Source organism: Dyadobacter sp. CY345 (assembly GCF_021502725.1).
Taxonomy (GTDB): Bacteria; Bacteroidota; Bacteroidia; order Cytophagales; family Spirosomataceae; genus Dyadobacter.
Map to the genome: position 1 here is coordinate 2,047,170 of NZ_JAKFFS010000001.1, position 16,905 is coordinate 2,064,074.

Below are 16,905 nucleotides of genomic sequence, written 5' to 3' on the forward strand. Positions count from 1 at the left end.
CAGCAACAAGTCAAAAGCAGAAGTAACCTAATCGGGGGAATTCATAACGAAAATGAGGATGTTAGTGAAATGTTGAAGGGATAGGAGCAGGGTTCAAATTTTGTGTTTCAATAATTGTCTAATGGATGTCAGGTGTCCAAACAAAACAATGGGGACGATAAAAGTAGGCAACCAGCTAAAGGGGAAATTCAGAATCGCAATATTTGGCTGCTCGAAAGCAAATCGCTGGACCGGCGAAGGCGTTGAAAAAAGGGCGTTTAAAACAATGTTTATTAAAAGTCCGAGGCAAATAATATTCCAGATTAGAATTGTTTGACGGCTGAGCCTTAATTTTGTCAATCCAAAATAGGCAACAAATGGAGCAGAAATTCCCGCAAAAATGTCAAAGTTACGTCCTTCAAAAGTCATCAGTTCAGGAACTGCTTTGTTAAGATATAGCCAAAACAAAACCAATTCAACCGTTACTCTGACAATATGCAGATACGTTATATTTTTGAGAGGAAGACTATCAATAAATTGCCTTCCATTTGAAGTTGAAAACAAAAGTATAATAACCAGCATCGCAGGCAAAATACCGGTCAGCATTATTTTTGGAGGAAAGGATTCCGGATTTGATTTGTAGAAATTTTGCAAAGTTAAAACCGCCTGCAAAGCCAGCCAGATAAGTAAACTGATAAAGATCGGTTTAGCTTTTGTTCTGGTACTTTCCATATCTGAGTTTCTGATTGTCCAGATAAAAAGCAATAAAGTCGCAAATGTTGTCAGTCCAAAAATCAGTGGAATGTAGGTTGGCAGATTTTCTATCATTGTTTATTTCCTGGGTTTTTCGTTTCGCTGTATACTCGCAGCCATCGGTTTGAAACGGTGGAATTTACGTGTGGAATTTAATGAAAAAGCCGGATTAAATAAAGGAATTGGTATTATCTGATATAGGCTTTTTGCATTTTCATTTTGCCAAAATTATTTTCCAAAATGAGCACATACTGCTGCAAGCAGGATATTTTGAACTTTCGCCCCACTTGCAGCAGCAAATTTTTTTAAACTGTTTTTTGCGTGGTATTAAAATTACCAGGGACTTTGATTTCCTTCTTCTTTAATTTCTTTACTGAAAAATTTCCCTGTCTCACCATCAGTGTCTAATAATGCATATCTCGCTACAAACTCTGCGGCGTCTTCAACACTTCCCGTACCTCTATGTTGGTTAAAATCCGTCGCCGTGAAACCAGGATCAACAACATTAATCTTGAAAGCGGTATCTTTTAATTCATAAGCCAACGCTATGGTGTAGGCATTCAGCGCCGTTTTTGATGGACCGTAAGAAGCACCTTTGTAGGCATAAAAATTCCAGCTGGGGTCACTTTGCAAAGTCAGCGAAGCCAATCCGGAGCTTACATTGACAATTCGCGGACTATCTGATTTTCTCAGCAAATCGAGAAAAGTTTGAACGACATTAATCGTTCCAAAAAAATTGGTGTCAAACGTTTTACGGATGTCGTCAATGAGTGCATTCGAGGCATTTTGCGGTAACGCTCCGCTGATACCTGCATTGTTAATTAATACGTCCAAATGCCCGTTTTGTCTTTCAATCTTGTTTTTGGCTTCAAGAATTGAATTTAAATCTGTTATGTCAATTTGAACAACTTCCAGATTTTCGTAGCCTTCGTTTCTTAATTTCTCAACTGCCTTTTGTCCGTTTTCCATATTTCGACTTCCTAAATAAACAAAATAACCGTTTTTAGAAAGTCGTTTTGCAGTTTCGTATCCAATACTTTTGTTTGCTCCGGTGATCAATACAGTCTTCATTTTCTATTCGTTTGAATTGTGAAGTACAAAGCTCAGAATTAGATTTTAGGCTGCATTTGCCATTTGGCAAAAAACAAATCAGTTGCTTATATTTCTTCTGATTCTACTTAGCGAGGATTGTGTAATGCCCAAATAGGAAGCCATATATGATAGAGGAACCCGGTTGGCAAGCGTTGGGAATTTTTCAAGAAAAGACAGATAACGAACGGTTGCATCCTCAGCCAGCATGGGGCTGATTTTATTTACTTTTTCCACCAATGCCTTCGTCGTGATTTGATTGATGATACTGTCCCAAGCAATAATAGTCAGAGACAATTCCTTCAGTGCTTCTTTCGAAAAAATCAAAAGCCTGCAATCTGTTACGGCCTGAACGTATTCAGAAGAAGGAATATTTTGATTGTAGCTGTTGAGATCCACGACAAAATTATTTTCGTCAATAAAATATTTTGTAATTTCTTCGCCTTTGCTGTTGTAATAGCAAACTCGGAAGATACCTTCCACCAAAAATGCAACTTCTCTGGGGATTTTTCCAGCCTCGGAAAAGTAATTGTCTTTTTTAAGTTCAGTAACTTTTGCTTTGCTTTTTACCAACTCAATTTGCTGCTGGTTCAACTGTCCAAATTGCAATAAATAATTTATGAGTGTTTCCATTGCTGCAAGTTAACAAATGTCGTCTGGTCGGTATTTGTCATTTGGCAAAAAGTTAGATTGGAGGTTTTGGGATATGACAGATTTATTTTCAAAATTATTCAATGGCCTTTGTACTATCAATTTTAATGGTGTCTGGTCAAGCCAGCGGCAAATCCAGCCATATACCTTTTTTGTCTTGTGTGGTCAGTAGGGGAACTGATTTTCCAACAACTACCTGTTTAAATATGGCTGAACTATTTGCATACAATAATCCCAGATTATTTTTTCATTTTCGGCCGAGTAGTATTTTGGATTAGGTTTTGCCACTTTTTTGTTGGCAAAATATCTGCCGGTAATATTTTCAACATCTTTCGAAGTTGCTAAATAAATCGTGTTTTCTGCTCCCTGTTCTGGCGTAACCGCAAATAACATGGATAATTTGAAAAGCAGATTTATGATAAAACCTTTGTCAGCATTTTGCCCGAATTCCGTTTTTATAGTACCTGGATGTAGCGAATTCGCAGTGATATTGTTAAAACCCGTTTTCTTCAATTCCTCAGCCAAATATTGTGTCACCCAAATCAGGTATAGTTTTGATTGTCCGTATGCACTACCCAGCGAATAGTTTTTTGTTAACTGAATATCGTTCAAATTTGGTACACCACTCATAGCATGCGCTGAGGATGAAACATTGATAATGCGTGCAGCGGGACTTTTGGCTAAAATCTCTAATAGCAACTGTGTTAGAAGAAATGGTGAAAAGAGATTAAGTGCCATGGTTTTTTCAAGACCTTCTTTTGTCGTTTCTCTGTCTTTACCGAACATTGCCCCTGCATTATTGATCAGGACATCCAGGCGTTCATATTTTTTCTTGAAGTCACCCGCCATTCTTTGTACGTCTGCCAGTAAAAACAAATCAGCAACCACAAAATCGATTTTCTCATTACCTGTTTCAGACTTTATTTCTGCACATACAGTTTTAGCTTTATTAAGATTTCGTCCATGTATAATGACCGTATGTCCCTGCTTTGCCAAAGCCTTTGCAGTTACTTTTCCAATCCCATCCGTGCTTCCGGTAATTAATATTGTTTTGGATTCCATGTGCCTTATCTCCTGGAAAATTTTTTAAAATTTTTGATGTTATGATTTTGCTGATGTCACTAACCAAGTTTGCTTAACTATTATTTTTACTTAACTGGTCAACAAATTTTAGAATCATCTTTATTTGTTTGTCCTCAGATTTCTGAGACATAATTTTTGCTATAATTTGCTTTCTCTCATCTTCTGATAATTTCTTGAATGTTGCCAACACATCCGATTCTTCGAAAGTCTCTAAAATTTCCTTTTCTGTAATCTGATTTTCTAACGGTAGCAAGTGTAGTGTTACCGTTACAATGTCGCCACCACTTTTGTTAATTGCTTTTCTGATTTTCTCATTTATTGAAATTAATTTGTCTTGTCCTGTTATGGTAAACAAGTTGATGCTTTCAATTTTATAGTCGTCAATCGAGCCTGAAACCTTTAACGAACCCCATTTTCCAACTATATGTTTTGTATCAGGAATTTGAATATGGTATGTCCAGGCACCTTTGCCTGGTTCATATTTCAATTCAAGTTTTTGGCCTTTTACTAGATATTCCATTTGGTCGGGGTTGTCTTTTGGCTATCCGCTCGCAGCGAAACATACAAAAATTCTCTCGTAGGTTTTGTATTTTTTCTGTGCTGTTCAAATTAATAAGCGAATATTTCAAGCCAAAAACTTCAAATCACTTAACCTTCCGCATATCAAGCCAGCCAACCCTGTTCCGGATCAGCCAGCCAAAATGGAGGTAGAATATACCAACGGTGAACAACGCAGCCGCGGTCCATATCATCAGTCGTTCTTCTCCAAAGACAGGATTGTAGATATTGATGATCGAGAAGAAAGATCCTGTCACAGCCCAAAACAGGAGCCAGGGCCATTCGGGATGGCCGCTTTTCTTCACATGTACCGACCTTCCGATCATAACTGCACTTCGGATCAGCAGCCAGAATCCTGCCAAAAATGGTAATGAAATGGCAGCCAATATGGAATTTGTAAAAAATATTACCGCCAGGACCATATCCAGTATGGCACCAGTCAGATACCAACCCCAGCCGCTGAACCATTTACGGTTTAGGATACAAAAAGCCAGTTCCAGCAGACCTGTTGTGAAAAGCAAAGCTGCAAAAATGATACTTATCTGGTCATAGGTCAGGGTCTGGTTTACAATGACGTAAATGCTAAATGCAACCATGCCGGTTCCTGATAGCAGGAACATCCACCAGTGGTGGATGAGATGTGTTTTTTCTTCAATAATATCTGGCATTTTGGCTGACCCGGTCGGGAATTTTGTTGTAAAAATTTATTGAAAATTATTAATTTACTGGTCAACCCAAATTCCATTTCCAGTTCAGGATTTCCGGCATATCCTCGCCGTGCATATGGATGTAAGCTTTGTGATCGAGCAGCTTGTCACGCAGATATTGTTTGGTATATGCACCTTTGGCGCCCAAATCAGGGAGTCGGTCAATGACATCGCTTACAAGGTGGAATCTGTCCAGGTCATTAAGTACCACCATATCAAACGGCGTTGTCGTTGTTCCTTCACCTTTGTATCCACGCACGTGCAGATTTTTGTGATTTGTCCGGCGGTAGGTAAGGCGGTGGATAAGCAGCGGATATCCGTGAAAGGCAAAAATAATGGGTTTGTCTTTGGTGAAAAGAATGTCAAAATCCCGGTCATTTAAGCCGTGCGGGTGTTCGGTTTCTGGTTGAAGTGTCATCAGATCTACAACATTAATCACCCGGACTTTCAACTCCGGTAATTGTTCCCTGAGTATCTGTACCGCTGCGATTGTTTCCAACGTAGGTACATCTCCGGCGCAGGCCATCACCACATCTGGCTCAAAACCTTCATCATTGCTCGCCCACTTCCAGATACCCAAACCAGCGGTGCAATGTTTTATCGCTGCATCCATATCAAGCCACTGCATTTCGGGTTGTTTGCCGGCAACGATTACATTGATATAATCCCGGCTTCTCAGACAATGATCTGTCACCGAAAGCAAAGTATTAGCATCTGGCGGTAAATAAATACGGACGATATCGGCTGTTTTATTGGCCACCACATCCAGAAACCCAGGATCCTGGTGACTGTTTCCATTATGATCCTGTCGCCAGACATGCGAGGTGAGCAGGTAATTCAGCGAGGCGATCGGTTTACGCCACGGCAGATTTCTTGAAACCTGTAACCATTTTGCATGTTGATTAAACATCGAGTCCACAATGTGAATAAAGGCCTCATAACAAGAAAACAACCCGTGCCGGCCAGTCAATAAATAACCTTCCAGCCATCCCTGACAAAGATGTTCGCTCAATACTTCCATCACGCGGCCATCGGGAGAAATATGATTATCTCCGGGAATTATTTCGGCGGTAGATGTTCTTTCAGTGATCTCAAACAAATGAGAAAGTCGGTTGGAAGCCGTTTCATCCGGTCCGAAAATCCTGAAATTCCGCTCATTCCAGTTTGCTTTCATCACATCCCGAAGAAACCCGCCCATAACCGAGGTCGCTTCGGCCGTAATATTGCCGGGCGTCGGCACGTCCACCGCATGATCTTTGAAATCAGGCATTTTTAAGTTTACAAGAAGTGATCCGCCATTGGCACTTGGATTGGCACCCATTCTTCTGTTGCCTTTCGGAGCCAGTTCTGCCAGTTCCGCAGTTAGTTTTCCATTTTCGTCAAAAAGCAGTTCTGGCCTATAACTTTTCATCCAGGTTTCGAGCATTTGCACGTGCTCAGGTTTTGCGGCGAGTTCGGCCAGAGGAACCTGATGCGCGCGCCAGGTGCCTTCAATTTGCAGTCCGTCAACCACTTTTGGGCCAGTCCAGCCTTTGGGCGTCCGGAAAATAATCATCGGCCAGACCGGACGTTTTTTATATCCGTAAACCCGTGCGTCACTTTGGATCTGCCGGATTTCTTCCAACACGATATCCAGCGTTTTAGCCAGCAATTCATGCATCGAATCTGGATCATCACCTTCCACAAAATATGGATTATACCCATATCCACGGAAAAGCTGTTCCAGCTCTTCCTTTGGAATCCGGGCCAGAATAGTAGGATTGGCAATTTTATAACCGTTCAAATGCAGGATCGGAAGTACAGCACCATCATGAACAGGATTCAGGAATTTGTTGGAATGCCAGCTTGTCGCCAGTGCGCCGGTTTCCGCTTCTCCATCACCGATCACACAGGCTGCGATCAGGTATGGATTGTCAAAAACAGCACCAAATGCATGGACTAGCGAATAACCCAATTCTCCTCCTTCATTGATGGAGCCGGGTGTCTCCGGGGCCACGTGACTGGGGATCCCGCCGGGAAATGAAAACTGTTTGAAAAGTTTTTGTATTCCGATTTCGTCTTCACTGATATTAGGATAAACTTCGCAATATGTGCCTTCCAGATAAGTATTGGCCACTAATCCGGGACCACCGTGCCCTGGACCAGCAACATAAATTATGTTCAGATCGTATTGTTTGATGATACGGTTAAGGTGAACATAAATAAAATTCAGTCCCGGCGTGGTACCCCAATGACCGAGAAGTCTTGGCTTGATGTGTTCAAGCGTCAGCGGTTTTTTGAGTAACGGATTGCCATATAGGTAAATCTGGCCGACGGACAAATAATTGGCCGCTTGCCAGTAAGCATTCATTTTTCGTAACAATTCGGGCGTTAAAGTTTTTTCTTCAAGACCGGTTTCTTCATTTTCCATATTTTATCGTTTGTTGATGTGATTCAAAACCTGGCTTACCAGCCGTGCGATCATTAGTTCTTCATTTGTTGCAATCACCCGAACTACCACTTTTCCGGTATCTGTGGAAATAACCGGATCGTTTTTCTGATTATCTTTTTCATTCAGGTCAATTCCTAAAAAGCCAAGATCCTGACATATCCGGCTGCGGATTTCAGGAATGTTTTCTCCGATACCTCCTGAAAAAACAAGTGTATCAACGCCGCCCAGCACAGCCGCAAATGAGCCGATTGATTTTTTTACCTGATAACAAAACATTTCTATCGCTTCGGAAGCGCGGTGGTCAGCAGCTTCGGATTTAATCAATTCCTGCATATCTGAACTCGTTTCCGAAATACCCAAAAGTCCGGAATCGTGATTAACCAGATGGTTGAATTGTTTGGGACTTAGTTTTTCAAATTGCATCAGATACCAGGCGACACCCGGATCAAGATCGCCACTGCGGGTTCCCATCATCACGCCGGAGGCAGGAGTAAATCCCATAGTGGTATCAACACTTTTCCCTTGTTTTACAGCGGCCAGACTAACACCGTTTCCGAGATGTGCCAATATCACTTTTCCGTTGGCGGCTTTTTTGCCTGCCTTGGTTTCAAGTTCCTGCATCAGGTAAGCGTAGGAGAGGCCGTGGAAACCGTAACGTTGAATATGTTTTTCAGTAAATCTTCTTGGAATAGGAATCCGTTTTGCGACATCAGGCATTTCAGCATGAAACGAAGTGTCAAAGCAAGCGACTTGTTTTAAATCCGGATGTCTTTTGCTGAAAAGCTCAATCAGTTTGATTTCCTCAGGCAAATGTTCAGGATCGTAAGGGCTGATCTTTTTGAGGTATTCAAGCAATTCAGGTGTGATTTCCTGAGGGTCTGTGTGTTGCATGCCGTGCACAATGCGGTGGCCGATGGCAGAAACTCCGGGAAATTCACTTCGGTTTTCCAGCCAATTGGTCAGAAAGCCAGTGGCGTGTTCAAAAGTGTTTTCCTGGATTCCAACAGTTTCAGATTTTTTGGAAGTGTTGATAGTCAATACTGGTTCCGTTGTTTTACTTCCAATATTCGCAAGCTTTCCGGCAAGAACCAGTGATAATGCCTTCCCGACTTCGTAAAAGGCAAATTTGATACTCGATGAGCCTCCGTTGATGATTAGGATATAACTATTATTTTCTGTTGCCACCTCGTTTTCTTTTATTTTGGAAAATATGCATTCCACCAACTTTTATTCAGGCTTTACCTGAACGCCTGTTAGCTGCCAATTTTAACCGTCAAGAAAAGCAAACAGCAGATACAAAATGTTACAGATTTTTTGTCAAAAGTTACATCTATCACAGATCATAAAAACATCATTACTATTTTATCGGGAAAAATATGCGCGCGCACTGTATTACAAAAACAGGACCAACCCCGGCAGCTAAAATTAATTCAAGCGCCCTAGTGTCAAGTATTTGCAGTGAGAGAATTTCCCGGAAGAAAGGAATGTAGTATGTGATGAACATAACGAGGATGCATAACGCAAGTGCCATCCAGATAAATTTGTTCCTTGTAATTTCATTGTTAAAAAAACGAAGCTTACCGGAATACATATTAAATACATGCAGGAGTTGAGCAAGTGATAGCGCGAAAAAAGTAATCGTATTTCCTTCCTCCGGACTATATCCCAATTGATTGATTGCATACCAGTATACTCCCAGGACGGAAATGGTCATGACTAAGGCATAAAATACAATTCTTTTCCAATCTGCCATTTCTAAAATAGGCTGCTTGGGATCTCTCGGCGGGGATTGCATCAGTTTTTTATTATCCTTTCCAACGCCCAGTGCAAGAGCCGGAAAAACATCTGTAATGATGTTTATAAAAAGAATTTGCAGCGGAAGGAGTGGACTTCCCACATTGAGGAAACCGGCAAAAGTAACTACAAAAATCTCACTCATGTTACACGACAAAAGAAAGACGATAAACTTTCTGATATTCTCAAAAATGACGCGTCCCTGTTCAATCGCATGAACAATCGAAGCGAACGAATCATCTTTCAAAACCATATCGGCGGCTTCCGCGGCAACGGCTGTTCCGCGCAGTCCCATCGCAATGCCAATGTCTGATTTTTTTAAAGCAGGCGCGTCATTCACCCCGTCGCCGGTCATGCCGACAATATCACCTTGTTTTTGATAAAAATCGATCATATCAAGTTTTTGGGCCGGATTTACCCGCGCAAAAACATGGCAATCCATCATTTTTTTCTGATCATCGGCAGACGAAAAATCGAATGATTCGAGGTCTTTTCCGGTCAGTACCAGTTGCTCATGCTCTCCAACCAGATTAACGTCTTTCGCAATTTTCAGCGAAGTTGCAGGATGATCACCGGTAACTATAATAACCTTGATCCCAGCCTCATGACAGGCCGTTAATGATTTAATCACTTCCTTGCGCGGCGGATCAAGAAATCCGATCAGGCCGGCGTAAATAAGTTTTTCATCTTTTGTAAAATTTTCGCTCGGTTTGATATCCGTTTGCAGGTATGCAAAAGCAAGTGTCCGCAACCCGTCCGCTGCCATGAGCTCGGATACTTCGAGTTCCTTGTCCCGATCTTCCTGGCTGTTCCAATTACAAAGTGCAGAAACTTCTTCAACGGCTCCCTTTACTCCAATAAAATAATTTATTCCAACCTGATCCAAAGTGGCCATCATTCTTGTGTCAGAGCTGAAAGCCTGTTCAGCCTGGCGATTATAATCCTTATGTAATTGATGCAGATCGATCCCGGCAGCAAGTGCATAGGAAAGCAACGCGACCTCCACCGGATCTCCCAGTTCTTTCCGATCTGATTTTTTTGAAGTCAATTGTGCGTTATTGACCAATGCGCCGATCCGGGCAAGCATTTCCTGTTCGGGGGAATGAAAAAGCAACTGGTCTCCTTCTTTCACTTCCAGATTTTGAACGTCTTGCTCGTTGGTTTCCATTTTAATAATAAAATCATTTCCAGCCGCGCGAAGCGTATGTACTTCAATTTTATTCTGGGTAAGCGTTCCGGTTTTATCGGTAAAAATTACGTTTGTACCGCCCAAAGTTTCAACGGCTGACAAACGTTTTACGATCACTTTTTTCTCAGCCAGTCGAAGCATTCCATAAGCCAGCGCAACTGTTGCCACCACCGACATACCCTCCGGAATGGCCGCAATAGCCAGCGCGACTGCCGTTTCTATCAGTTGTTTAATTTCCTGTCCTCTTAACAAACCGACGATTAAAAACAGCGTCGCCATACCCAGTGTGACCCAGATCAACACTTTCCCCAAAGCATCCAGTTTTGCTTCCAAAGGAGTAGCAGTACGTTTCGCCTCGCTCACCATCGTGGCAATCTTGCCCAGCTCAGTGGCCTGCCCAATACCGGTTACGACTGCTTTTGCATTTCCATTGGTTATGGCAGTACCCTTAAATAGCCGGTCGTGCCTGTCACCCAAGGGCGCGTCTGCGGGGGATTTGTCGGTGCTTTTCTGGGAAGGAACAGATTCGCCAGTGAGGGCCGATTCATCGATGGTTAGCTGGTTTACTTCCAGGATAAGTGCGTCAGCAGGTATCAGATCTCCTGCTTCCAAAATCAGTATATCACCGATTGTTACCTGATCGGATGGAATTTCAGTAATCTTTTTATCGCGCAGCACCCTGGTAGGTGTGGTATCCAGTTTTCGCAAAGCTTCCATGGATTGCCGTGCATTGTATTCAAGCACAAAACCGGTAATTGCGTTGATCAGAATTACAGCGATCACAGCAAATCCTTCCAGATTATCGCCCAGAAAAAACGACACGATTGCTGCCGCTGCCAGGATATAGACAATAATACTATTTACCTGCCGCAAAAGGATGGACCATAAACTTTCCGGTTTTACTTGTTCCAGCTCATTCAATCCGAATTTCTTTGTGCGCCGGGTAGCTTCCTCGCTGGATAATCCGGTTTTTTGATCTGTTAAAGGGAGGTTGCCAGATTCAGGAGATTGTGCTTGGCGGGATGTTTCTGACATTCTTTATTCAGGTTATAAACTTCTTTGTTTAAATTAAGCAAATCCAGTCACATTGTAAGCTTATAAATTACTGCATTTGATAAAATGCATCAAAGAGCATTGGAGTGTCAAGTCATTGCATTTCAATAATTTAGAGAGTCTTGTCCGCGGAGTAAAAAATGTTGGAATCGGAGTTGTCTCAGATTAGAGTGTTATGATATTTCTCCCAAATTAGAACGTAAATTCAGCTCAATAAGCCATATCCGTATCATGACTTTGTAAGTCAGCGAGAATATCTTTCAGTGTATCAATGTGCCGCTGCATTTCATCTTTTTTCTCATATTGTGCATGAGACAGCGAGGTATAACCCTTCTGGGCATAGTCAACTTCAAGTTTTCGCAGCAAATGTTTGCGCTCTTCCATCATCCGGAGAGCTACCCACAAAGTTGTACTGGCAGTTTCGGCCTGCTTAACCACCAAATCCCGCTCGGTGTAGGAATGACCAATGTGACATCTGTATCGGTTTAGAATATCGCCTTGTACTGCCCACAAATTTCCACCACAATCCGGACAGGCAAAGACGCTCTTATCTGCGATTTTCTCAATATCATCGATGCCTACTGCGGTTTTTTCTGCAATTTGTGATTCCAAAATAACATCCTGCGGTGCGGGTATATCCGTTCGCCTGTCGAGACTGGTTATCTGGCTGATCAAACCTCCCATAGCGCTGAGCTCACTCACATGATCTGCCTCCATGTTATTTATCACAGAAAGCGGCATGTCGGGATATTCAGCATGGTTGGGGTCCTGTACAATACAAATTCCTCCACTTCTCTTAATCGCCCACATACCAGAGGTGCCGTCATCAAGCATCCCACTTAATATGATACCGATGGCATGTGAAGTATAGGCAACAGCGGCTGAGCGAAAAAGTACATCAATAGAAGGCCTGAAACGGTTTTCCTGGGGACCTGATCCAAGCAGTATTTTGCCATTTTTGACAAGTAAATGCTGGTTGGGCGGGGCAACGTAAATATGTCCTTTTTCAATCTCAGCGCCATTTACTGCCATACTGCAATTTAAAGTGGTTACTTTGTTTAAACGGTGGACGACGAAATCACCAATCCCTTTTCTCGACAAATGAAGAACGACGCAATAGGCGGCGTCTAGCTCCACAGGCAATGACTGGACCATTTCGGCAAGTGCGTTCAAACCACCGGCGGATGCACCTATAACTATAACAAATCTGGGGTGGCTGGACATCTTATTTATTTAAATATATTGTAAACTTACTGCCCTTACCCGGTTCACTTTCAACATCGACTCGGCCGCCGGAAGCGTTGACTATTTTACTTGTCAGGTAAAGTCCAATGCCGTTGCCGTCACCATCTATGTGTAACCGGGTATACTTATGAAAAATCGTATTGACGTGATCCTTATCAATTCCCATGCCATTGTCCTCCACTGTGAGTATGGTCTGGTTGGCTTCCTCCGTAATTGTAACCTGAATAAGGGGCTGTCTCTCAGACCGGTATTTTATACCGTTCGCGATCAGGTTATATAGAATACTTCGGAGGTTTTTCTTAGAAAAAGTGATATGTTTCACCTTAACATCCCGCTTGATCTGCGCTTTGTTGGTTTTAATTCGTTCTGTAAGGCTCCATTCGATATTGTCCAGCATCTCATTTACGTCAACAAGCTCTGTTTCAAGGGCGTTGTTTTCAATTTTAGCAACTACGGCTATTTCGCTGACCAGTGAGCGGAATTTCTTAATCGAGCCGTTGATAATCGGCAGCACTTCTTTAATCTCCGGATCGCTGGTATCAATAGCATTCATCAGTGAAATACTTCCTTCAATACTATTTAATGGATCAAGCAAATCATGAGACGCAGTATGCACGAAATTATCCAGGTCGGAATTGATCCGCAGAAGCGCCTCGTTTTTCTTATCAAGTTGATGCTGAATCGTTTTTAATTCAGTAATATCATTGAAAGTAATGATTGCACCCGAGGTTTTGTTGTTAATTTGTTTGATATAAGGCATGGTCATCACCTGAAACCATCGGCCATCTTTAGTCTCGATTTCTTTGGTGATAACGGCGTCATCAGACAATACCGACATGCTATCTTCAATAATTGTCTCAGTCTTGAAATTTGTTGAGATGTTGCCGAGAGGCCTTCCCAGATCACTTTCGAGCAGATTAATAAGCTTAACAGCACCGGGTGAAAATTTAATCAACCGCAGCTGTTCATCGATAAAAAGCTGCCCGTTAATATTGCTTCGGAAGTAATTATTGAGGTCGTCGTTGAGCTCTAAAAGTTCTTTATTTTTTAATTGATAATCCGAATTAATGGTATGCAATTCTTCATTGATCGATTGCATTTCCTCACTCGTGCTTTGCATTTCTTCATTAGCAGAAAGCAGCTCTTCATTGAAAGACTGCATATTTTCATCCAGTGAATATAACTTTTCATTTGAAGCTACAAGTTTGTCTTTTAATTCTTTAACTTCCTGTTCGAGGCTTTGGGTGTATTGATTTAAATATATTTCTTCGTTAAAAATATGCTGATCATTTGTAACTGTGTCCTGACGAGTTTCCTCACAAATGCGCACTACCAGGAAACCGTTGCTGCGGCCTTTATAAATCATCGGGCTGATCGATAACGTCACAGTTGTAACCTCCTCGCCCTGTGTTATTTTAATCCCTGAAACTGATGAGGATTCGTTGTTTTGCACAACTTTGTTAATAATTGCATTGTAAGCTATGGCCAAAGGCGGCGGAAGCAGCTCACAAAAATCAGTGGTCATAATTTTTTGAAGTAGAAATCTTGTAGTATCTCCATAAAACTTCAATATCTTTTCATTCTGGTCAATGCATATCACTAGTTGGCCGAGATCTTTCATCAAAGTCTCATTGACAGCATCACCAAGCGTCCGGTCCGGAGCCTTGTAGGCTTGGTCCTGAGGATGGGTTAAGTCTGCCCGCTTTTTGTATGAAACTTCTGGCAACGAAAATGATTCAAATCTGACAAGTTGGTTGGCTTCCTGGTTTTTATAAATTTTGAATTTTTTACTCATCACTTTCAGGCTATGCAGGATCGGTAAAGGATTTTCGCTTGAACCTAAAAATAAAAAGCCGTGTTTTTTCAGCCCAAAAAGGAGCATAAGATAAATCTTCTTTTGAAGTGCCGGTGTCATATAGATCAACACATTCCGGCAGCTAATAAAATGCATATTGCAGTACGGCGGATTTTTCACCAGATCATGCTGAGCAAAAATAACCATTTTGCGTAGTCCTGGTTTAACCTTATAATCATCACCTTCCAGTTGAAAAAACCTTTTCAGTCGCTCCTCCGAAATTTTGGATACTGTACTGGCTTTGTAGAGACCTTTGCTGGCATGAGACAAAGCATCACTGTCTATATCTGTGGCAAAAATCTTCACCACGTGCTCGCTAATTCTATCGCCTAGCTGTTCACTGATTAGCATGGCCATCGAATATGCCTCTTCACCAGTTGCGCAGCCAGTGACCCACATGCGTATTTCTTGCTGTGGTGTAAGATCTTCGATGATTGCTGGTACGACCTGACTTTCAATAAATTTAAACGATTCCGTATCACGAAAGAATCCGGTAACGCTGATCAGGAAATCCTTTGCCAAAACCTCCAATTCTCCCGGGTTGGCTTTGATAAATTCGATATAACCTCCCAGCTCACCAAAATTATTTGAAGCAGCCCTTCGTTTAATTCTCCTTAGAATAGTGGAATGTTTATAATCAGAAAAATCAAGAGGCAATTCGTGGTTGATAAGTTCGATGATTGTACCTACGTTTTCTTCATCATGTATCCCAACGGCAAGCAAGTCGAGTTCGCGTCTCACATAATCTTCAATGACAGCAGGTATCTTTTCAGGTTCTAAAATAAAATCTACCATTCCGGTAGCGATTGCGTTAGAAGGCATACTGTGGAATTCTGTCCCTTCCGGTTCCCGGACAATCACCAGTCCGCCCGCTTTTTTTATGGCCTTGATGCCATTGGTTCCATCAGATCCGAGCCCTGAAAGTATAACTCCGATAGCCTTCGGCCCATAATCTGCAGCTAATGAAGTAAAGAAAGTATTGATCGTCATGTGGGGACCGCGGTCGTCTTTCTTATCTGTTAAGTATAAGCTATGGCCACGGACGGTCATAAATTTATCATTTGGAATAATGTATACCTGGTTCCCGCGAATCAACATCCCATCTTCTGCTTCCTGCACCACAAGTTTGCTGTGCCGGGTAAGCAGTACAACCATATGACTCTTGAATTCCGCGGATAAATGCTGGACGATGACATAAGAAACGCCGTCAGAGGGAGTATGGTCAAAAAAGGTATTAAGTTCGTCAAGGCCGCCGGCGGAAGCGCCGATTGCAATAACGTGGTGCGGTTCGGATACAAACATATCTTTATGGGTAAGGTTATAATACAACAAGGTAGGACAATTTTCTGCTATATTGAATTAATATAGAAACGATGACTGAGTCCTCAGAAAGGAGTTAACCATTGAAAATTTGCGTGAACCTGTAATTGTACTATTTTCGTGCCAATCCCTGCTGTCTTGAACAATATTAAGGATGAAGTTGTACTAAATTTAAATTAATAGAACGAAAACCGTGCATATATATACGACAAGAATATTTTTAATGTGTACATCATTCGTCAGTAAAAATGATGTATGACAGCTTATATCAATAAAAAATGTGGGCTTACTGCTAAGTAAACCCTCATTGCTAATTTTGAATATTCAGCCAGTCTTACAACTTTCTGTATTGCTCAATCATTATTTTGTTCTGCCGGTAGCAGCTATTGCTTTTATGTTTTATCAAAGTTGCATAACTTCCGACGGCGTCTGGCCAAACTCTTTTTTAAATACAAATGAAAAATGCGAGAGGTCTTCGAAACCGACTTCGAGGTAAACCTCACTGGGTCTTTGTTTATGCTGACTTATCTGAAAATAGGCTTCTTCCAATCGTTTCTTTTTCAGCCAGTTTCCGGGGTTTGTCCCGAATGTTTTTTGGAAATCACGTTTGAAGGAAGATAAACTTCTGCCTGTTAAAAAAGCGAAACGCTCCAGACTGATATTAAAACGGAAATTGCGGTTCATGTAAGCTTCCAGATCGATCTTTTCCGGAATACCAAAATTAAAAAATACGTTGGCCAAATCCGTTTCAGATTTCAACAAGATCATCAACAATTCTTCCCTTTTTATATCTGCAAAAGTCTTGTCCAGCTGTAAATCTCCGGTGTAATAGGGTTCCAGTGACTGGATGTAATTTTTGATCAGTTTATTTTCCTGGACGAAAAGAAATGAGTCGTTCAGATCTGTCGGTTCAACTTCAAATGGGTGCCGTTCAAGAAATCTCCTTAAAAATGGCTCGTCCAGCGTAATGATGATCTTTTTAAATTCGTCCTTGTCTTTATACTTCGTATAACGTACAAGATGGTTTTTCCTGGCGATACAGTAATCGCCAGGAACCATCTGATAGTATTTGTGACCATCATAAGCCTTCATCGAACCTTTCAGTAGATACAGAAAAAAATGTTCTGGTATAAACTGTTCCGGCGAGATTTCCGGGCCCAAGTGGCAGGATTGAATGTCGTTGAATTTCAACTTACTG

The 16,905-nt window shown here is 41.7% G+C and carries 12 protein-coding genes; all 12 read right to left on the bottom strand.

Annotation, left to right across the window (positions count from 1 at the left end; translation table 11 throughout):
* Nucleotides 1–93 precede the first annotated feature (93 nt).
* The 12 genes from L0657_RS08645 to L0657_RS08700 all read right to left on the bottom strand — a co-directional run bounded on the left by L0657_RS08645 (nucleotide 94) and on the right by L0657_RS08700 (nucleotide 16,898).
* Entirely contained in the window at nucleotides 94–807 is a 714-nt protein-coding gene (locus L0657_RS08645) for a hypothetical protein (protein ID WP_235150183.1), read from the bottom strand.
* Nucleotides 808–1,065: 258 nt separating this feature from the next.
* Nucleotides 1,066–1,803 carry an SDR family oxidoreductase gene (locus L0657_RS08650; protein ID WP_235150184.1) on the bottom strand — a complete coding sequence of 246 codons (738 nt, stop codon included), beginning with the start codon at nucleotides 1,801–1,803 and terminating at the stop codon, nucleotides 1,066–1,068.
* 78 nt (nucleotides 1,804–1,881) lie between these two features.
* A complete protein-coding gene (locus tag L0657_RS08655; RefSeq protein WP_235150185.1) occupies nucleotides 1,882–2,454 on the bottom strand; it encodes a Crp/Fnr family transcriptional regulator in 573 nt (190 codons plus the stop codon).
* Between the two features lie 210 nt (nucleotides 2,455–2,664).
* Nucleotides 2,665–3,534, bottom strand: coding sequence for an SDR family NAD(P)-dependent oxidoreductase (locus tag L0657_RS08660; RefSeq protein ID WP_235150186.1), 870 nt, complete (start codon nucleotides 3,532–3,534; stop codon nucleotides 2,665–2,667).
* A gap of 73 nt (nucleotides 3,535–3,607) precedes the next feature.
* On the bottom strand, nucleotides 3,608–4,075 hold the full coding sequence (locus L0657_RS08665; RefSeq protein ID WP_235150187.1) for a DUF1905 domain-containing protein: 468 nt from the start codon (nucleotides 4,073–4,075) through the stop codon (nucleotides 3,608–3,610).
* A gap of 124 nt (nucleotides 4,076–4,199) precedes the next feature.
* The gene (locus tag L0657_RS08670; protein ID WP_235150188.1) at nucleotides 4,200–4,781 is read right to left on the bottom strand and encodes an HdeD family acid-resistance protein; all 582 of its coding nucleotides are present in this window, start codon (nucleotides 4,779–4,781) and stop codon (nucleotides 4,200–4,202) included.
* A gap of 61 nt (nucleotides 4,782–4,842) precedes the next feature.
* Entirely contained in the window at nucleotides 4,843–7,230 is a 2,388-nt protein-coding gene (locus L0657_RS08675) for a phosphoketolase (protein ID WP_235150189.1), read from the bottom strand.
* Nucleotides 7,231–7,233: 3 nt separating this feature from the next.
* Nucleotides 7,234–8,436 carry an acetate/propionate family kinase gene (locus L0657_RS08680; RefSeq protein ID WP_235150190.1) on the bottom strand — a complete coding sequence of 401 codons (1,203 nt, stop codon included), beginning with the start codon at nucleotides 8,434–8,436 and terminating at the stop codon, nucleotides 7,234–7,236.
* A 172-nt stretch (nucleotides 8,437–8,608) separates the two neighbouring features.
* Complete coding sequence (locus L0657_RS08685; protein ID WP_235150191.1) at nucleotides 8,609–11,269, bottom strand: cation-transporting P-type ATPase; 2,661 nt, start codon at nucleotides 11,267–11,269, stop codon at nucleotides 8,609–8,611.
* Between the two features lie 228 nt (nucleotides 11,270–11,497).
* A complete protein-coding gene (locus L0657_RS08690) occupies nucleotides 11,498–12,511 on the bottom strand; it encodes a chemotaxis protein CheB (protein WP_235150192.1) in 1,014 nt (337 codons plus the stop codon).
* A gap of 1 nt (nucleotide 12,512) precedes the next feature.
* Complete coding sequence (locus tag L0657_RS08695; RefSeq protein ID WP_235150193.1) at nucleotides 12,513–15,689, bottom strand: chemotaxis protein CheB; 3,177 nt, start codon at nucleotides 15,687–15,689, stop codon at nucleotides 12,513–12,515.
* Nucleotides 15,690–16,109: 420 nt separating this feature from the next.
* On the bottom strand, nucleotides 16,110–16,898 hold the full coding sequence (locus L0657_RS08700; protein ID WP_235150194.1) for an AraC family transcriptional regulator: 789 nt from the start codon (nucleotides 16,896–16,898) through the stop codon (nucleotides 16,110–16,112).
* Nucleotides 16,899–16,905 lie beyond the last annotated feature (7 nt).